This is a genomic window from Cupriavidus sp. IDO, assembly GCF_000812465.1.
Classification (GTDB): Bacteria; Pseudomonadota; Gammaproteobacteria; order Burkholderiales; family Burkholderiaceae; genus Cupriavidus.
On the sequence record NZ_JWMA01000106.1, the window covers coordinates 92,570 to 109,402 of the forward strand.

At 62.0% G+C, this 16,833-nt stretch carries 18 protein-coding genes; 10 read left to right on the forward strand and 8 right to left on the reverse strand.

Translation table 11 applies throughout. The annotated features are described in order from the left end of the window. Positions 1 to 2: 2 nt before the first annotated feature. The 6 genes from RM96_RS26390 to RM96_RS26415 form a co-directional block, all read right to left on the reverse strand. On the reverse strand, positions 3 to 482 hold the full coding sequence (locus RM96_RS26390) for a (2Fe-2S)-binding protein (protein WP_039014703.1): 480 nt from the start codon (positions 480 to 482) through the stop codon (positions 3 to 5). Between the two features lie 200 nt (positions 483 to 682). Next, positions 683 to 1,630, reverse strand: a complete 948-nt coding sequence (locus RM96_RS26395) for a LysR family transcriptional regulator (RefSeq protein WP_052279751.1) — start codon at positions 1,628 to 1,630, stop codon at positions 683 to 685. Positions 1,631 to 2,005: 375 nt separating this feature from the next. After that, positions 2,006 to 2,350 carry a DUF4148 domain-containing protein gene (locus RM96_RS26400; RefSeq protein WP_039014680.1) on the reverse strand — a complete coding sequence of 115 codons (345 nt, stop codon included), beginning with the start codon at positions 2,348 to 2,350 and terminating at the stop codon, positions 2,006 to 2,008. A 225-nt stretch (positions 2,351 to 2,575) separates the two neighbouring features. After that, on the reverse strand, positions 2,576 to 2,995 hold the full coding sequence (locus tag RM96_RS26405) for a RidA family protein (protein WP_039014681.1): 420 nt from the start codon (positions 2,993 to 2,995) through the stop codon (positions 2,576 to 2,578). Positions 2,996 to 3,187: 192 nt separating this feature from the next. Further along, complete coding sequence (locus tag RM96_RS26410) at positions 3,188 to 4,117, reverse strand: NADP-dependent oxidoreductase (protein ID WP_039014682.1); 930 nt, start codon at positions 4,115 to 4,117, stop codon at positions 3,188 to 3,190. Then, the gene (locus tag RM96_RS26415) at positions 4,114 to 4,545 is read right to left on the reverse strand and encodes a nuclear transport factor 2 family protein (protein WP_039014683.1); all 432 of its coding nucleotides are present in this window, start codon (positions 4,543 to 4,545) and stop codon (positions 4,114 to 4,116) included. The genes RM96_RS26410 and RM96_RS26415 overlap by 4 nt, the downstream gene beginning before the upstream one ends. Before the next feature lie 109 nt (positions 4,546 to 4,654). Between RM96_RS26415 and RM96_RS26420 the strand changes: the two genes are divergently transcribed. Beyond that, the gene (locus RM96_RS26420) at positions 4,655 to 5,590 is read left to right on the forward strand and encodes a LysR family transcriptional regulator (RefSeq protein ID WP_039014684.1); all 936 of its coding nucleotides are present in this window, start codon (positions 4,655 to 4,657) and stop codon (positions 5,588 to 5,590) included. 15 nt (positions 5,591 to 5,605) lie between these two features. Here RM96_RS26420 and RM96_RS26425 read toward each other — a convergent pair whose 3' ends face one another. Beyond that, positions 5,606 to 6,457 carry a BPL-N domain-containing protein gene (locus RM96_RS26425; RefSeq protein ID WP_052279752.1) on the reverse strand — a complete coding sequence of 284 codons (852 nt, stop codon included), beginning with the start codon at positions 6,455 to 6,457 and terminating at the stop codon, positions 5,606 to 5,608. 531 nt (positions 6,458 to 6,988) lie between these two features. Here RM96_RS26425 and RM96_RS26430 point away from each other — a divergent pair. The 9 genes from RM96_RS26430 to RM96_RS26470 all read left to right on the forward strand — a co-directional run bounded on the left by RM96_RS26430 (position 6,989) and on the right by RM96_RS26470 (position 16,575). Further along, the gene (locus RM96_RS26430) at positions 6,989 to 7,906 is read left to right on the forward strand and encodes a LysR substrate-binding domain-containing protein (protein ID WP_039014685.1); all 918 of its coding nucleotides are present in this window, start codon (positions 6,989 to 6,991) and stop codon (positions 7,904 to 7,906) included. A 713-nt stretch (positions 7,907 to 8,619) separates the two neighbouring features. Then, positions 8,620 to 9,072 (forward strand): bacteriohemerythrin, encoded by a 453-nt coding sequence (locus RM96_RS26435; protein ID WP_039014686.1) that lies wholly within the window; start codon positions 8,620 to 8,622, stop codon positions 9,070 to 9,072. Between the two features lie 43 nt (positions 9,073 to 9,115). After that, positions 9,116 to 10,078, forward strand: coding sequence for a PDR/VanB family oxidoreductase (locus RM96_RS26440; RefSeq protein ID WP_082016715.1), 963 nt, complete (start codon positions 9,116 to 9,118; stop codon positions 10,076 to 10,078). A 46-nt stretch (positions 10,079 to 10,124) separates the two neighbouring features. Beyond that, a complete protein-coding gene (locus RM96_RS26445; protein ID WP_039014687.1) occupies positions 10,125 to 11,414 on the forward strand; it encodes a Rieske 2Fe-2S domain-containing protein in 1,290 nt (429 codons plus the stop codon). Positions 11,415 to 11,450: 36 nt separating this feature from the next. Then, positions 11,451 to 12,719, forward strand: a complete 1,269-nt coding sequence (locus tag RM96_RS26450) for a Rieske 2Fe-2S domain-containing protein (RefSeq protein WP_039014688.1) — start codon at positions 11,451 to 11,453, stop codon at positions 12,717 to 12,719. A gap of 13 nt (positions 12,720 to 12,732) precedes the next feature. Further along, positions 12,733 to 13,557 carry an SDR family NAD(P)-dependent oxidoreductase gene (locus tag RM96_RS26455; RefSeq protein WP_052279753.1) on the forward strand — a complete coding sequence of 275 codons (825 nt, stop codon included), beginning with the start codon at positions 12,733 to 12,735 and terminating at the stop codon, positions 13,555 to 13,557. A gap of 5 nt (positions 13,558 to 13,562) precedes the next feature. Further along, complete coding sequence (locus tag RM96_RS26460; protein ID WP_238587417.1) at positions 13,563 to 14,510, forward strand: alpha/beta hydrolase; 948 nt, start codon at positions 13,563 to 13,565, stop codon at positions 14,508 to 14,510. Between the two features lie 221 nt (positions 14,511 to 14,731). Continuing rightward, a complete protein-coding gene (locus tag RM96_RS26465) occupies positions 14,732 to 15,520 on the forward strand; it encodes an enoyl-CoA hydratase/isomerase family protein (RefSeq protein WP_039014689.1) in 789 nt (262 codons plus the stop codon). Between the two features lie 371 nt (positions 15,521 to 15,891). Next, complete coding sequence (locus RM96_RS26470; RefSeq protein ID WP_238587418.1) at positions 15,892 to 16,575, forward strand: MarR family winged helix-turn-helix transcriptional regulator; 684 nt, start codon at positions 15,892 to 15,894, stop codon at positions 16,573 to 16,575. Between the two features lie 83 nt (positions 16,576 to 16,658). Here RM96_RS26470 and RM96_RS37650 read toward each other — a convergent pair. Then, positions 16,659 to 16,833: transposase (locus tag RM96_RS37650; RefSeq protein ID WP_152624212.1), on the reverse strand; the 175-nt coding region annotated here is incomplete at its 5' end.

A 16,833-nucleotide genomic window follows, 5' to 3' on the forward strand; every position in this document is an offset into this window, starting at 1 on the left:
GTTCATTTGGCACCCCCCTTGCCTGCCACGTTCGACTTCGCCACATGCTGGATGGCGGCGCGGATGCGCGTGTAGGTGCCGCAGCGGCAGATATTGCCGCTCATGGCGCCGTCGATATCGGCTTCGCTGGGATGCGGGTTGGCCTTCAGCAGCGCCGTGGCGGACATCAGCTGGCCGGCCTGGCAGTAGCCGCACTGTGCCACGCCGAACTGTTCCCACGCCGCTTGCAGCGCCTGCCCGACCTTGTCGGCCGCCAGGCCCTCGATGGTGGTTAGCTTCCTGCCAGCCGCCGCGGAAACGGGCGTGACACAGGAGCGGATCGGTTGCCCGTCCAGGTGCATTGTGCAGGCACCGCACAGCGCCATGCCGCAACCGAACTTGGTGCCGGTCATTCCGAGGTGGTCGCGCACGGCCCACAGCAGCGGCGCTTCGTCGGGCAAATCGATCTTCTGGGGCTTACCGTTGATGGTGATTGTTCTCATGTTTTCCTGCGGGGCGTGCCAGTGGGAACGGACGGCCTTTACAAGGCCGAACACGGCAAATGCAATGGAGATTCTGGTGCGCTCGCGGCGCACATGGAATGAAATCCTTGGGAATTCATAATTCCAGGCGTCGGAATTCCTCTTTGTGCCTGGAAGACGGCCAGGGCGGCAGCGATGCCGCGATGGCCCATGCGCGCCGCCTACGCTCCGCCGGACGCTCTGCGCCTGCCACCCTGTCCGCTGCCGGGAAACAGGTCGGGATCGGTGAAATACGCAACCAGTGCATCGAACACCAGCCGCACGCGCTTGGGTACCGGCGCGCGCCGCGGACGGAAAACGTAGAGGCCCCATGGCTGCGGCGTGTGTTTTTCCAGCACGCTGACAAGCCGGCCCGCGCGGAGGTATGCGCCAGCAAGGTAGTCCGGCAACTGGCCATAACCGAGTCCGGACAGCACCGCGCTGAGCTCGGTCTCCGGATCGTCGGTGAGGAACGCCGGGGCGCGGGGAATGAACTGCTCACCCTGCGCGAAGTACCAGGGCCAGGGTCTGCGGGTGCTGCCCGCCACCAGGCCGGTGGTGGGCAGCCCGTGGAGATCGGCGGGCACCGCAGGCCTGCCGGCGCGCGCCACCAGCTCCGGCGTCGCTACCACATGGAACGAAATCCGCCCCATCATGCGGGCGACGAAGCGTTGGTCGCGAAACATGCCGAGACGCACGCCGATGTCGATTTCCTCGTCCACCACGTCGGCAACCTGGTCCGACAGCCTCAGGTCGAGCATGAGGCCCGGATGATCGAGGGCAATCTGCCGCAGTGCCGGCAGCAGGTGTTCGCGCCCAAGCGTGTATGGGGCCGTGATTCGCACAGCGCCGCTCAGCTCGGTCGCGGCGCGGGCCGAAGGCTGGGCGAACAGGCCGTCAACATCCCTCAATGTCTGGCGTGCCCGTTCGGCCAGCCGCTCCCCAGCGGCGGTGATTCGCACACTACGCGTATTGCGGTGAAACAGGGGCTCGCCCACCAGGTCTTCCAGTTCCTTCACCGCGCGCGTGATGGTCTGGGGCGAGGTGCTCAGACGAGCTGCCGCCGTCTTGAAGGAAGGCGATTCCGCGGTCACGCAGAAAATCCTGAGCATTTCGAGTCGATTCAGCATGCACCCTCGGCGATACCGGCCGGCAACTTCGCGTGTCGGCAGGCGCGCATATTGCAAATAGTGGAGTATAAGTTCGGACGACGCGATTCTTCATCGGGGCGAGTGGGCCTGGGTTGCCGCGCGCAAGCAGTCCGTCGGCGCGGCTCCATGCGTGGATCGTCTGCCAGCGTGATCGCCCCGCAACCTCGATACCGGCGCGCTTAGTCTTTATTTATGCCATGCGCTCTGCTACGGGATCTGCGTGGGAGCATCAATGGCGCCCTGGTTGCAGTTGCGCGCTGAGTCAGCCCCTCGTCAGTCCACTTCGCCGCGGATGTCGTGTCGCAGGCGTGCGGTTCGCGAGCGGAACAGGTCGCCTGCGGCGGCATGAGCGTGTTATGCGCCGTTGTAGAAAGAGCTGTGTAGGTCATCCATTCCCGATTGGCCAGCGGCTGCGGGCGCAGCTGCCTGCAAATGGCGCTGCACCTGCGGTTGCATGCTTGCCGAAGCACCGTTGAGCGCGGCGGCATCCTGCGCTTGCACCTTGGCTTCGGCCGCCTGGATGTCTTCGGGATAGGTCGCGTCGTCGCCGCGGCCCGGTATGTAGCCGGCCTGTTCCAGCCGGATCAGATCGGCGCGTACCTCGGCACGGGTAATTGGTGCCTGCACGCTTTGCGCGAAGGTCAGCGCCGGGGCTGCGAGGGCGCAGGAAACAAGTACGGTTCGAACGATTGCTTTCATGATGCGATACCTCTTTCAGTTGGAATGCCTCCGGTAGCACCGGAGCCGCCGCGCTTTCATCGACATGATGAAAATGCTGTCGTCAGTATTGGTTCCGTCCGCTGACCGCAGACTGACCATTCCATTACCATCGCATTACGTTCGTTCTCACACGCCCAGCCGCTTACGATGCCGGGGACTGCTCCTCAGGCGCGCGCACGCGGGACCGCGCTGCCCCCCTGCCGATCACACAGCGCGTGTCGCAGCCACAGCCTTGATTTCGACGAAGAGCGACGGCCTGGCCAGGGCGGCCACGCCGAGGATGGTCCAGGCGGGAGCGTCTTCCCGGATGTAACGGTCCTTGATCTCGCGGAACGCCGCGAGCTGCTTGTCGACATCGACGTGATAGCTGACCAGCTCGACAAGATCCTCAAAGCCGAGCCCGGCCGCCTGCAGGATCGCCCCCAGCCGCTGAAATGCGAGATCGATCTGCTCCTCCACGCTGGCGGGCACCGTCCCGTCAGCTCGGATGCCGATCTGGCCGGCAATGAACAACAGCCCACCCGCCGCAACGGCCGGGGCATAGTTGAACGTCTTGAAAACGTCGGTGCTGCCGAGAACCGGGTGTGGATTCGAAAGGACAACAGTTGTCTTGGAAGATGGCATGGTGACTGTCTTGAGAAAGAAGGGATGCCGTGCGGGCCGGCCGGCGAGGCATTCAGCGACCCGCGCCGGACCTGGTCCTGCTCTCTCTGACAAACAATGTCGATGCCCGCCTCATGCAGCACTGGCGTGCGCCCGCGCGAATCCCGGCGCACGGCACCGGCGACAATTTCGCTGGTGCCGGGCCCCGGTTCGTCAGACGTTCTCCGTCAGGAGAACAACCTTTCCCCGGACATGCTTTGCCAGGCTCTTGGCCATCGCCTGGCTTGCGTCCCCGAGGGAATAGACCGAATCGACGGTAGTCCGGAGCTTGCCCGATTCATACAAGGCTGCCATCTCGGAAAGCTGCTTGCCATCCGGGCGAGTGGCGAACCACTTGCCTTCTATTCCTCTGTCGCCACCATGCCTGGTGTCCGGTTGGCTGACAGTCGAAACAAGGACCCCGCCGGACCTGAGCACTGGCCATGACCTGTCTTGCGTATCCCCTCCAACAAGATCCAGGACCACGTCTGCATCCGACACCCGCCTCGCAAAATCCTCGGCGCTGTAGTCGATCACTTCGGCGGCACCAAGACTGCGCACATAGTCGAAATTCGCGCTTGACGCTGTACCGATCACCTCGGCGCCTGCCAGGGCCGCCAACTGAACGGCGATGCTCCCCACTCCCCCGGCAGCGGCATGAATCAGAACCTTGTGCCCGGCACGAAGGCCACCTTGCTCGAACAGGGCTTGCCAGGCCGTGAGCGCGACGGTCGAGATTCCGCCCGCCTGCGCATACGTAACGTTCCCTGGCTTGCGGGCAAGCCGCTCCGCGTTGACCACGGCGCGTGTCGCATAGCCACCGACAATTCCGATATAGCCCATGACTTCGTCACCCGGCGCGAACGCCGTCACGTTGCGTCCTACGGCGGCCACGGTCCCTGCGGCATCCACGCCAGGCGTAAATGGCAGCGGCAACGGGATCATGTTCCGCATCGCGCCGGACACAATCTTCCAGTCAATGGGATTCACGGACGTAGCGGCGATGTCGATCAGGACTTCATTGTCGGCCGGGCGTGGATCGTCCACCTCGCGGAGCACCAAAGCTTCCGGGCCGCCGAATGCGTCAACTTGAATGGCCTTCATGAAATGCTCCTTGCAGGAATTGCCGCGATTTCGGCGTCCATCGCCACTGCAGCCTGGACCGGGTTGAAGTACTCGCGCAGGTGCGCAATCTTTCCATCTCTGGCGGTCAGGAAGACGACGTACTCCTGCTCATAGGCGCGTCCTGTCGATCGGATCCGCCCTGTTGCCCTTACCACGCCGATGGACTCCCGAGGGTCCGCCAGCGCGGAGATCCGCGCTTCGTCAAAGCGAAAATCGGACACCTCGCTGATAAACCACAAGGCATGCCTGACAGCGGCTTCCCTGCCGGCCAACCGGCCCGGGTGACCGAGGCTCGGTGCATATGGCAGCTCCCATACGACGTCGTCGGTGATCAGGCTCTTCCATTGCTGGTGGTCATCCACCAGCAAACTGAAATGCTGCTCGAGCAGCATCGCTGCGTTCTTCATGATGTTCCCCTATGGAATCGGCGGGCATGTACGAACGATAGACCAGCTATTCCGCCTTTATTAGGTGGTATAGACTTGATCCATTTTCAATCAAACGTTGAAGATTGCGATGGAGACCCTGGCCAACCTGGAAAGCTTCGTGAAGAGCGCGGAGCATGGCAGCTTCTCGGAGGCGGCACGGCGGCTCGCGCTGACGCCTGCCGCAGTCAGCCGCAATGTCGCAATGCTCGAGCGCAACCTCGGCGTCCGGCTGCTCCAGCGCTCCACCCGGCGACTGACGCTGACGGAAGCCGGAGAGCGCTTTCTGCAGTCGATCGGCAGCAGTCTTGACGCGTTGCAGGCCGCCATTGCCGAAACCACTTCGGGAGCCTCCGAACCCGCCGGCATACTCAAGGTGAGCCTGAGCCCGACCTTTGGCGCGGGACATATCCTTCCGCTTCTTCCGGAGTTCCTGAGCCGGTATCCGCGGATTCGCCCGGAGTGGCATTTCGATACTCGCCAGGTGAACCTGGTTCGGGAGGGTTATGACCTGGCCATTGGCGGCGGCTTCGAGCTTGCGCCGGGTATCGTGGCCAGAGCGCTGGCGCCAGTCCACATCATTGCCGTGGCATCGCCCGGCTATTTGCACGGCCGCAAGGCTCCGGCCACACCCTCCGACCTCGCCGGACTGCAAGGCATCGCCATGCGATCGCCGGATACCGGCCGCATTCGGCAATGGACCATGCGTGACGGACGCGGCAAGGAGGTGGCGGCGTTGATGTCTGAGAACATCGTCGTGAACGATCTGGCAGCAGTGCGCGAAGCTGCCCGACTTGGACTCGGCGTAGCGCTGTTGGCGGTCCCTGACGTGCTGGCAGACCTGGAGACCGGAGTCCTTGTCCGGCTGCTTCCGCGCTGGCACTCGGATGCGGGCGAGATATCTCTGTACTACGCCTCGCGGACCTTATTACCGGCCAAGACACGGGTCTTTATCGACTTTGTGACTGAGCGGTTCAGACGAGAGAGACTCGCCGACCGCTTCTCGGCCACCCACAGCAGACATTGAGCTTTGCTAGCGGTGCTATGACCCAGTAGTGGAAGCAGGTTGTCCGGACGACGCGACACACCGTCCCTGGCGCAGCTTGAGTCCGGCATGAGCAAGCAACAGCCGAAACACCTCCAGCCGTTCGTTCCCCGTCTCGGCAAGCTTGTCGCAGACGTGCACGTGCGCCGCCATGTCACTATGTTCGCGCAGGGCCTCCTTGCACTCCCGCTCCGAGATTTCCAGGTGGACGCCGCTCAGTATCGCCTTCCCCTCGCCCACAGACGCACTTACGATCACTGGGGGTTCAGCCTCGATCTCCGTGTACACGGCCAGGATCCGTGCCGCCGGACTTGCCGGGTCGGCGAAATCGAAGCGGCAGCCGCCGTGATAGTGGACGCGAGGCGTCAATGGCACGGCGGACAGGCAATCCGTGGTTCGGATGCCAGTCGCGGCGGCAGTCCTCGGCGTGGCGTCGTAGGGGATGCCACCGGTAAGCTCGGGCAATGAGCCAACGGCGACCGCGTCGACGAAGCCCAGCTCGCGCGTGCCACAGATCGCGCCGCGCATCCCGGCATGGAATGCGAGCTCCCTGCAAGCGTAGTACGCGCCCGCGCAGACGCCGAGGTAGACCCCGCCCTCCTCCACGAATCGCCGGATACGCCGGTTCGGCGCCCCGTTAAGCGCTTCGCAGTAGGGCAAATCGGCTCCGCCCGGCATGACGAACAGCACCGCGTCATCGAAGAGAGTCGGGTCCCGCCTGACGTCGTCGGCCATTACCGCCTGGAATTCGTGAGCAGCGGGCACCAGTTGCTGGGCGATCGCCCGCATCAGGTGTGAACCGCCGACCGTTCCGACATCGATGTAAGTCAGGATCTTTGGCTTCTGCATGGTGGTCGCCGTCGATGAAGCGTTTCGCCACGGATGATGATTTTGATCGCCCGACGCGCCGATTGCAGCGGTCGCGGTCTCAGGCAGGACAGCTCGATAGCATACGCCTTGAGTGGTCCCGCGGGTGGGCCAGTCCTTTCCACTTTTTACGAGCGATTGAGGAAGCAAGTTGCCACTGGCGCCCACGGAAATGCTGGCGGGGAAAGGAAATCCTAACTTGACGCTAGGAGTGTTCGAGAGCAATACGTTCGGCAGCTGCCGCGTTCGTGATCGCGGCCCTGTCCAGCGGCCCCATGGGCTCGGCGTCAATTTCGATCCGGCCCGAGATTGCCAACGCCGGTGCGCGCGCCTTCCCGTCTCCATGTTCCGCCGGCCGGAATGGGCCGGTTGCCATCAACGACCGACCCGAAATGGATGACGGTCTCAGGCTAACGGCAATGCTATTGGAGCAACGATTGCTTGCATATGTCCTTGACCGCAATGTATCGTTGCCATAGACAGAACGACCAGCTGACTTTGGAGCCCGGACCCATGGACCAGATCTCGGATCTCAATGATCTTCGGCTGTTTGCCGAGGTGGTCGAGCGTGGAAGCTTTACCGCGGCCGCCCGCGGTCTTGGGCTCCAGACCTCGAAGCTGAGCCGGCGCGTTCGCGCCCTGGAGGAGGAACTTGGGGTCCGCCTGCTCAATCGCACCAGCCGCAGCCTGTCATTGACAGAAACCGGGCGACAATTTCACCAGCACTGCCTGGCACTGGTGGCGGAATCCAGGGCCGCCAAGGAGATCGTGGATCAGACCCGGACCCAACCACAGGGCACCGTCCGGATAAGCTGCCCGGTAGCACTACTGAGTTCGGGCATCGCGGAGATCATTTCGCAATACATCCGGGACAACCCCCAGGTCCAGGTGCTGGTCGATGCAACCAACCGGCACGTGGATGTCATCGAGGAAGGCCTGGACTTCGCCATTCGGGTCAGGCTTCCGCCGCTGGAGGACTCCGGCCTCGCGGTCCGGCAGTTGGGATTGTCGACCTTCGTTCTGGTTGCCAGCCCGAATCTGGTCGAGCGTTATGCAGCCCCGACTTCGATGGATGCCTTGAAAGACTGGCCGACCCTGTCCATGGCCAACAACAGCGAGCGGTATGTCTGGAACCTGGTCGACGCCGGAGGGCAACTGGTCTCGTTGGTACATCAGCCTCGACTAGCGACCGACGACATCGACAGCCTGCGCACTGCCGCGACGCTGGGTGTAGGCGTGGCCATGCTACCCAGGGAGTTCGTGGACGACGATTTGCGGTCCGGACGGCTGCGCCAATTGTTGCCGGACCTCGCGTCAAAGCCGGGTCTTGTGCACGCGATCTTCCCGACGCGACGAGGAATGGTGCCGGCCGTGCGCCACCTGCTCGATGCGCTCGTTGCCGGATACGAAAAACTGAACCGGAAGCCGTAGCCCGCCAGGACCTTCACGTACGACATTGCGGCACGCGGGCCAGTGGAGCCTTCGTGAAGCCAGCTCATTGACGTCGTCCGGCTCAGGCGCCATTCAGCGAGATGCCATCTTCAGCGCCGGCCTTTGTGGCCCGGGCTCGCTCAACATAGGGGGCGAAGATTCAGCCCGATTGGGTTCACGCCGAATGGGGCATTCCCGTCCCCTAGTAAGTTCCATCTTCCCAGGAAGATTGCGCAACGTATCTTCCATGTCAACACTGTGCGATCCTCGATTACCCTGAGGCTGGGGATCCGTCGTCTGCCGATCGTCGTTTGGAAACCGGACTACCTCACATCGACGTGCCCTCGGCGGCTCTCACCACCCTCCAAGGCGCTTATCGGTATTTTCCCTACCTCGACAATTTCCCGCTCACTTACTAATCTTCCATGGAAGATGTTATAGGGAAGTTGCTGCCACGCATCGTCACTGTGGGCTTCCTTAGAAGCGGGTCGATCTTGTCCGGACACCGCAGCAGCGCCTCTGGTGTCCGCATAGCCAGGTCGCCGCAGCGATTGTGCGTTGTCACAGAACTCGGCAGCGGGAGGCGTCAGCAATGTCCCGTTTGAAGGCATGCCGGGTCAGTGCAGGTTTCGCCCCGGAATTGAGTTGGCCAGGGTCAGTTGTTCCATACCGTTGGGCCCTGGACTACAAGCTTTTTTTTGAAAGAGGTAGCAATGACGGACGTTTCCGAGTTCGCCTGGCACGACGAATTTGCGCTTGGGCACCAGTCCATGGACGACATGCATCACGAGTTTGTCGCGTGCGTGCATGCGCTGCTGACAGCTAGCGACGGCCATCTCAGGCACGCGCTTGATGATTTCGCCGACCACGCCCGCCGTCATTTTGGTGAAGAGGACGCTTCCATGCGGGAAACGACCTATGGCTCGGCAGGCTGCCATATCGACGAGCATTCTGCCGTGCTGAAGTCGATTGACGAGGTACGGGAGAGGCTGGACAAGGGACATACCCAGGTTGTCCGCGCCTTTGCGCGCGCGCTGATGGATTGGTTTCCTGAACATGTGCGCGTCATGGACCAGGGTCTCGCGCGCTGGCTAACCCAGCGCCGCCTGGGAGCTTCTCCGATAGTCATCCAGCGTCGACGGCACGCTACCGCCGCCACGCTCTGATTCGCTTACCTGAGAATCTCCCTCAGAAAATATTGAGACAAATATGGACTCCCTGCTGCAAGTAAAGGTCGTCACCAAGACGTTACTGGCCGAAGGCATCACCGGCTACGAGCTCGCTCCCGTATCTGACGACCAACTGCCTACGTTCGACGCCGGCGCACACATTGACGTGCATGTGCCCGGAGGGCTGGTACGGCAATATTCCCTGTATGAGCTGCCCGCGGAACAATCGCGCTATCGGATCGGTGTTCTGCGCGACCCGCAATCCCGTGGCGGCTCCGTAAAACTGGCCGACGATATTCGCGAAGGTGACACGCTCGCCATCAGCGCGCCGCGCAATCATTTTCCGCTACATAGCGGCCCAGCCACCGCTGTTCTTTTCGCGGGGGGGATTGGTATCACGCCTATCCTCTGCATGGCCCAGCAGCTCGCCCGTGAAGGCCGGCAGTTCGAGATGCACTATTGCGGCCGGACACTGTCGCGCATGGCCTTCCTCGACAGGCTGAATTCGGCGCAGTTCCGAGATCAGGTGCATGTGCACGCGGATGATGAAGCGCCGGCGCAGCAACTGAATGCCCGCTCCGCAATCGGTGCACCCTCCGCAGAAAGGCATTTGTACGTATGTGGGCCCACCGGCTTCATGGATCACATCCTGGCAACGGCGCGCGAGCTCGGCTGGGACGAGGAACACCTGCACCGGGAGTACTTCTCGGCAGCGCCGATCGACCATACAGCTGACGCCCCGTTCGAAGTGCAGATCCGGAGCAGCGGCCAGGTCATCCGGGTTTCCGCCGAGCAGAGTGCCGCGCAGGCACTACTGGAAGCAGGGTTCGACTTGCCTTTGTCCTGCGAGCAAGGCGTATGCGGCACCTGCATGACAAAGGTGCTCTCCGGCGTTCCGGATCATCGCGATCTCTACCTTACGGAGGGCGAGCACGCACGCAACGACTGCTTCATGCCTTGCTGCTCGCGCGCAAAAACTCCACGACTGGTGCTGGATCTTTGATATCCACGTTCCCATTCCCAAAGCAAGCTGAAGACAGGAGACCAATATGTTGACACAGCAGGACAACGAGCTGATTTGCAGGACTGGCCCGGATACGGCCATGGGCAACGCGATGCGCCGTTTCTGGTTGCCGGTGATGCAATCATCCGACATGCCTCTGCCAGACGGAGATCCGCAGACCATTGAAGTACTGGGACAAAGGTACGTAGTGTGGCGCGACCAACAAGGCCGCCCTGGCCTCTATGCAGAGGGCTGCCTGCATCGGGGCGCTTCCATGCAGTTGGCGCGTGCCGAGGGCGATGGACTGCGCTGCATCTATCACGGCTGGAAGTTTGCGGTGGATGGGACGGTGCTCGACACTCCCAATGTTACCGATCCCAGGTTCAAGGACCGCATCAAGGGCAGAACCTATCCCGTACGTGAGGCGGGAGGCCTGCTCTGGGCGTATCTTGGCCCACAAGGCGAAGAGCCGCCCTTCCCTCATTGGGCGTTCATGGATCAGCCGGACGCCCACCGCATCAACGCACGCGCGATCGTCAACTGCAATTTTGTCCAGGTCATGGAGGGGTTGGTCGACTCGTCGCATCTGACCGTACTTCACGGTTCCGCGCTTGCCCGAACCAACGATTCCGACCTCGACTATGCGAAGAAGACCTCGCATATGCAATTCGACGCGTCGCCAAAGATCGAAGCGGATGAGACGGACTTTGGCTTCCACTATGTGGCGATCCGTGAGACCGATGGCAAGCGTATTGCCCGCGTCACGGCGTTCGTCACACCGTGCTTCATCGCCAACGCGAACGGAGATGTATGGCTGGCCATCGTCCCCATCGACGATGAACGCTGCAACTTCTATCACGTGTGGTGGGACGCGGAAAAGCCCATCGGCGAAGAGCCGTTGCGCAGTGCGCAGCTCACATTCGTGGGCCTGGACGAGCCTACCCTGCGCAAATATGGCATGACGGCCGACACCTGCGATTCGCCGGCAGCGATGTCCGTCGCCAATGGCTTCGGTCAGGACCGCGCGCGGCAGCGCAACGGCCATTTCACCGGACTCGACAGCATCACGCAGGAAGACGCCGCCTGCAGCATTTCCAGCGGCCCCATCCGTGACCGCTCGCTAGAGATGCTGTCCACCGCCGATCTCGCCATCAGCCGTCTGCAACGCACCCTGCTTGCATGTGCTCGCGCGGAACGCGATCGGAAGGAGATACCGGCGCTTCGCGCAGAAGGGGGCCGCGCTATCGGGGTTTCCGCCGAAATCGCCGAGGACGAGGACTGGCGCCGACTGGTCCCTCATCACCCGATCGTTTCATCCGGGGCCGCTCGCGCCTAGCCCATCCAATATCAGCATCAAAGACAGGAGTTCGATATGTTGAGTCATGAAGACAACGACGTGCTTTGCCGTGTCGGCCCCGGCACGCCTGGCGGCACCCTGATGCGGCGCTTCTGGCATCCGGTGTGCACCTCCGCCCAGCTGCCGCATCCGGACTGCCCCCCGCTGCGTGTGCGCCTGCTTGGCGAGGACTATGTTGCGTTTCGGGACACGCAAGGACAGGTCGGCTTTCTTGAAGAACTCTGTATGCATCGGGGTGCGTCCCTTGCACTCGGCCGGGTCGAAGAAGGCGGTATCCGCTGCCTCTATCACGGCTGGAAGTTCAACGCGCTCGGAGACGTGCTGGAAACACCGAACCATGCGGACCCCAAGTACGCTGCGCGCATGAAGGCACCCGCCTTCTCCGTGCACGAGGAAGGTGGCATCGTCTGGGCGTACGTCGGCCCGAAGGAACTGCAGCCGGCGTTCTCGCGCTACGCATTCATGGATGCCGAATCGGATCACCGCGTCGTCCTGCGCGTCAACGTTGCCTGCAACTACCTGCAACTGGTTGAAGGCGGAGAGGACAGCTCGCATGTTGGCGTGCTGCATACCAACATGGCGCGCCCGGGCTGGAAGGATGAGGAATTCACGCGCAACCCGGACGTGGTCAACCCCGCTGCGCTGGCTTCGAACGATCTGGAACCCGCGCTGAAGATTGAGGAGACCGCATTCGGCTTCCACTATGTGGCATTGCGCAAGACCGATGACCCGAAAATCCGCAATGCGCGCGTGGTCCCGTTCATCGTACCGTATGGCCGCATCATTCCCGCCCCGGCATTCCAGTTCACCGTCCTCGAGGTCCCGGAGGACGACACGCACACAAGCACCTACCTCATCGTCCACGGCGATTCGCCGGTCACTGAAGAGAAGATCATCGAACTGCTGGGCCTCGACGACCCACGCTACTACGATCGCAAGCACAGCGCCTTCAAGGCGACCTGGGCGGATATGTTTGGCCAGGACCGCGTGCTCATGAAGGAAAACTGGACCGGCTTGCGAGGCGTGGAGGTAGAGGACGCGACCATCGCGCTGTCTCAAGGTCCCCTGTATGACCGTTCGCGCGAGCATCTGGTACCTGCCGACCAGGCGGTCGTGCGCGTGCGCCGCGTGCTCCTGGAATCGGTCAAGCGCGCCATGCAGAACCAACAGCCCGCCGCGCTCGGCCTCGACCTGACCAGCGTGAGCGCTTGCGACGCGCAACTCGAAGAAGGTACGGCCTGGCAAGACCTGTTGCCGTCCCACCGCCAAACGGAGACCGCGTAAGGAAAATACCGTGATGAGAAATAGCAACCACAGCAGTACTCCGGACTATCTATCCCTCCTGCGGCTCGACGGCCGTGGTTTCGTGGTGCTCGGGGCTGGCCAGGGTATTGGCGAACAGACGGTCCACGCACTCGCCCAGGCCGGTGCGCGCGTGCTGTGCGTCGATCGGGACGAACAACTCGCCCAAAGCATTGCCGAGCAGGTAGGCGGCATCCCCTGCACAGCCGACGCGACGTCGCGCTCAGACATGCAGCGCGTGTTCGACACGGCGCGCCAACACTTCGGCCGCATCCACGGCGTGGTCGACATCATTGGTGTCGCGGGGGTCAAGCCGCTGGTCGAGTTTGACGACGCCGCATGGGACCAGCAGTTCGACATTGTTGTTCGCCATGCCTACCTGGCGATTCAGATCGGTGCCGAGATCATGAAGGCCGATGGCGGCGGGACTTTCGCATTTGTCGGCTCGCTCGCGGGCGAACGCGTGGTGCCGAATGAAGTTGCCTATGCGGCCTCTAAGGCGGCACTGCACCATCTTGTCCGTTCCGCGGCCGTAGAGTATGCACGGCACAACATACGCATCAATGCAGTGTCTCCAGGCTTTGTCCGCACACCGCGACTGAACCAGCGCCTGGACGAAGCGACCTGGACAGCCGTCGGACAGGCGATTCCCCTCGGACGCGCAGCCACGCCAGCGGAAATCGCGAGTCATCTGCTGTTCCTGGCCTCCGATCTGAGCGCCCACATGGCCGGCGAGATCATCAATGTCGATGGTGGCCTGGGCGTCATGGCCGCAGTGCCGAAGATTACGTTCGCTCCCTCGGCAACTCCGACTCCCTGAGCAAGATGAAACCCGGTTCTACTCAAGATCAGATCCACCCATCTCTTCGGGCGATGGCCGCTGCCGCCGCGGCGAAGCCAGGCATGGCCGACGTAAGCCCAGAGGAAGCACGCGCGGGAATCGCCGCGCGCACCAGGGAGCGTGCGCACGGCCCCCAGATCGACAAGGTCTTTGATTTCCTCATTCCTGGGCACGGCGGCAGGATTCCTCTGCGCATCTACCTTCCGGAGAACGCCGGTGGCGTGGTGATGGCCTTCCATGGCGGCGGATGGCTGATGGGAAACGTTGACAGCTTCGACGCCGTATGCCGGCACCTGGCCAACGACTCGGGGCTGGCGGTGGTCAATGTCGACTATCGGCTTGCGCCCGAGCATCCCTTCCCGGCGGCACTGGAAGATGCGTGGGCGGCGACCTGCTGGGTAGCCACCCACGGCCATGAACTTGGGCTCCGCACTGCCCGGATGACAGTGTTCGGCGAGTCGGCAGGCGGCAATCTTGCTGCAGTGGTCTGCCTGCTCGCCCGGGATCAGGCGAACCCTCGCATTCTCGCCCAGGCACTCGTTTATCCCGCCACGGATGGCCGTCTGCAAGCAGACTCACTGTCGACCTATGCGGAAGGCTTCATGCAGCGCAAGGTCGACGTTGAGTATGCGTTCCACACGTATGCACTCAATCACGGCGTATCACCGTCTGCCTGGAAGCTTTCGCCGCTGCTTGCCGATAGCCATGCGGGCCTGCCACCTGCCCTCGTCATCACCGCAGAGTGCGACGCCGTGCGCGATGACGGCGAAGCTTACGCGGCGAAGCTGGCTGAGGCAGGTGTTTCCGCGACGTGCGTACGCTACCAGGGCATGTTGCACACTTTCTATAGCATGCGTGGCCTGCTCGATTCTGCAGCGGTAGCTCAGTGCCAGGTGGCCTGCATGCTGCGTGCAGCGGTCAATAACCCATAGTCGCGGCGACGGTGGAGCGCCAACCGCACGCCCACTCCTTCGAAGACCAGCGTTCTCTGGCTCGCGGCAGTCTGCCAACGAACGTTTGCCTGATCTCTTCGATGGGTGGGCTTGCGGGAATCTCTACCACGGCCTGGATTGTCACGAGGTTGGCGATCGCGAAGTTTGCAGCGGAACCTCGGCAAGAGTGGAATGTTTCACTTCATAGGGAGATCTCACGTATGAAAGCCATTCATTTTGAGCGTCAGGACGATGTCGGCCACATCGTTCTTGCAAATCCACCTTCGAATCTGATTGCCACGAATTTCTCTGACTGCCTGCGGGACGCGGTTCACGAGGCCAGCGAGACCGATATTCGTGCACTGTTGATTCGAGCAGAAGGCCCCAACTTCAGCCAGGGGGGTGATGTCCTTGACTTCATTGATAAGGACTTCAACGCGTGGCGCACATTCATTTCAGAGATCCACCATGCTTACCGATCCATCGAGGCGCTGCAGATACCAACCATTGCCGCAGTACGCGGCGCGGCCCTTGGCGGCGCATTCGAGCTGGCGCTGGCCTGCGACTTTATCGTCGCCGCGGAGAACGCAACCTTCCGATGCATTGAAGCCTCGGTGGGTTCCGCCCCGGTAGCAGGTGCTGTGCAACGACTAGCGGAGCGAGCGGGCCGAGCCTTTGCAGCCCGTTACGCAATGCTGAGCGAGCCAATGTCGGGGGCCGAAGCGGGGAGGCTCGGTGTAGCTGCATTCGTGGTTCCGGAGGGCGAAGTCGAGGATTTCGCAGATGGCCTCGCACGCAAGCTGTCTACCGGCCCCACCTGCTCCTATGCAGCGATTCGCGCATTGCTGAAAGCCTGGTCCGGCGGTGGTGTGCCAGGCGCAGACTCGTTGCTTCTGGATATCACGATGGGTCTTCACACCACGGAAGACGCGCGGATGGGACGAACCGCTCGTGCAGAGGCGTTTAAGCGAGGTGAAGAGCCGGCTCCGGTCAGGTTCATTGGCCGCTGAACGATACGGGACCCCAAAGGCGTCCAAATCAATGTGACCTGGGCATTCTTTTGCCGCCTCTCTCGTGGCACCCATTGGCCATTGCAGACATTGCAGGACGCGGTAGCGGCAGTTTGGCCTTCCCGGCTCGGCTGAGCATTTCCGTCCAATGCCCAGCGAGCCAGCCTGCGACTTTCCTGGAAGATGGTTTAGCGTGGTGCTTGCTCGATTCCGGGATTTCCTGGTATCCGCGCCGGCGCATCGCCTGATCCTGCGCTCCGGTCCTGCGCTCCTTGTAGTAGCGGCTTTCTTGCCTTTTTGGAAATTGCGTACAATGAGGCACGGCCGCATCTTCTGGCGGCAGCCATGACTTCGTCCAGGGAAGCAAATCGATGAGTAACGACGCCGCAAAGCCAGCCGCATCTACGCGCATGCGCAAGAAACAGGCGTCAGTTTCGCCTCCAGACTCGACTAGAAAGCCGCGCTTGTCAGGTAGTAGTCACATCGATCTCATCACGCTGCAATGGCAGCATGAGCGGAGCGATCTCGATCTTTCCAATTTCCTGCTGGCTATCTACTTCATGCGTCTTGGTACGCTGGTGGAACGAGCCTTTGATCAGATGTGTCAGCGCCTATGGAACATCAGCGGGTCCGACATGCGCGTGCTCCTGGCCCTGCGCAGAGGAGGCCCGCCGTATGCCAAGCGCCCCACGGATCTTTATCGCGCCCTGATTGTCACCTCGGGAGCAATTACCAAGAAAATTGACAGGCTCGTCAGTCACGGCATGGTGGAGCGTATGGCCGACCCCGGTCACGCCGGCGGCTTCATCGTTCATCTCACCCGGAAGGGACTTGAGACTGTCGAGCAGGCAGTGGAGAAGCTAGCAAAAGAATCGTCGATCGCCCCGGCCATGGCGCACTTCTCAGACACCGAACGTGTCGCCGGTAACGAGTTCTGCCTTCGGACACTGGCGTTGATGGAAGACCTGGTGCTTCCCGCCGTAGAAAATGAAGAGGACAGTGCCCCAGCAGCGTCTTCGTCAAAACGCGCCCGACAGCCTCGGCACGGCCGTTGATGGTCAAGCGATGTGCGCCACCCTGGATCGCTGGGGCCTCGCTTGACGCTACTTGTGGAGTCCCTTGCACGCTATAAGAAGGCCTAACAAAATGACTTCCTGAGGTGTCGCCAACAGATGATGCAACAGGCGATCTTCAGGAATGCTTCATGGATGGTGACGAGGCGTTCGAAACGGACGCGCAATCGCTTGAAATTGTGTAGCCAGGCAATCGTTCGTTCGACAACCCAGCGGGTTTTGCCAAGACCGCTGCCGTGC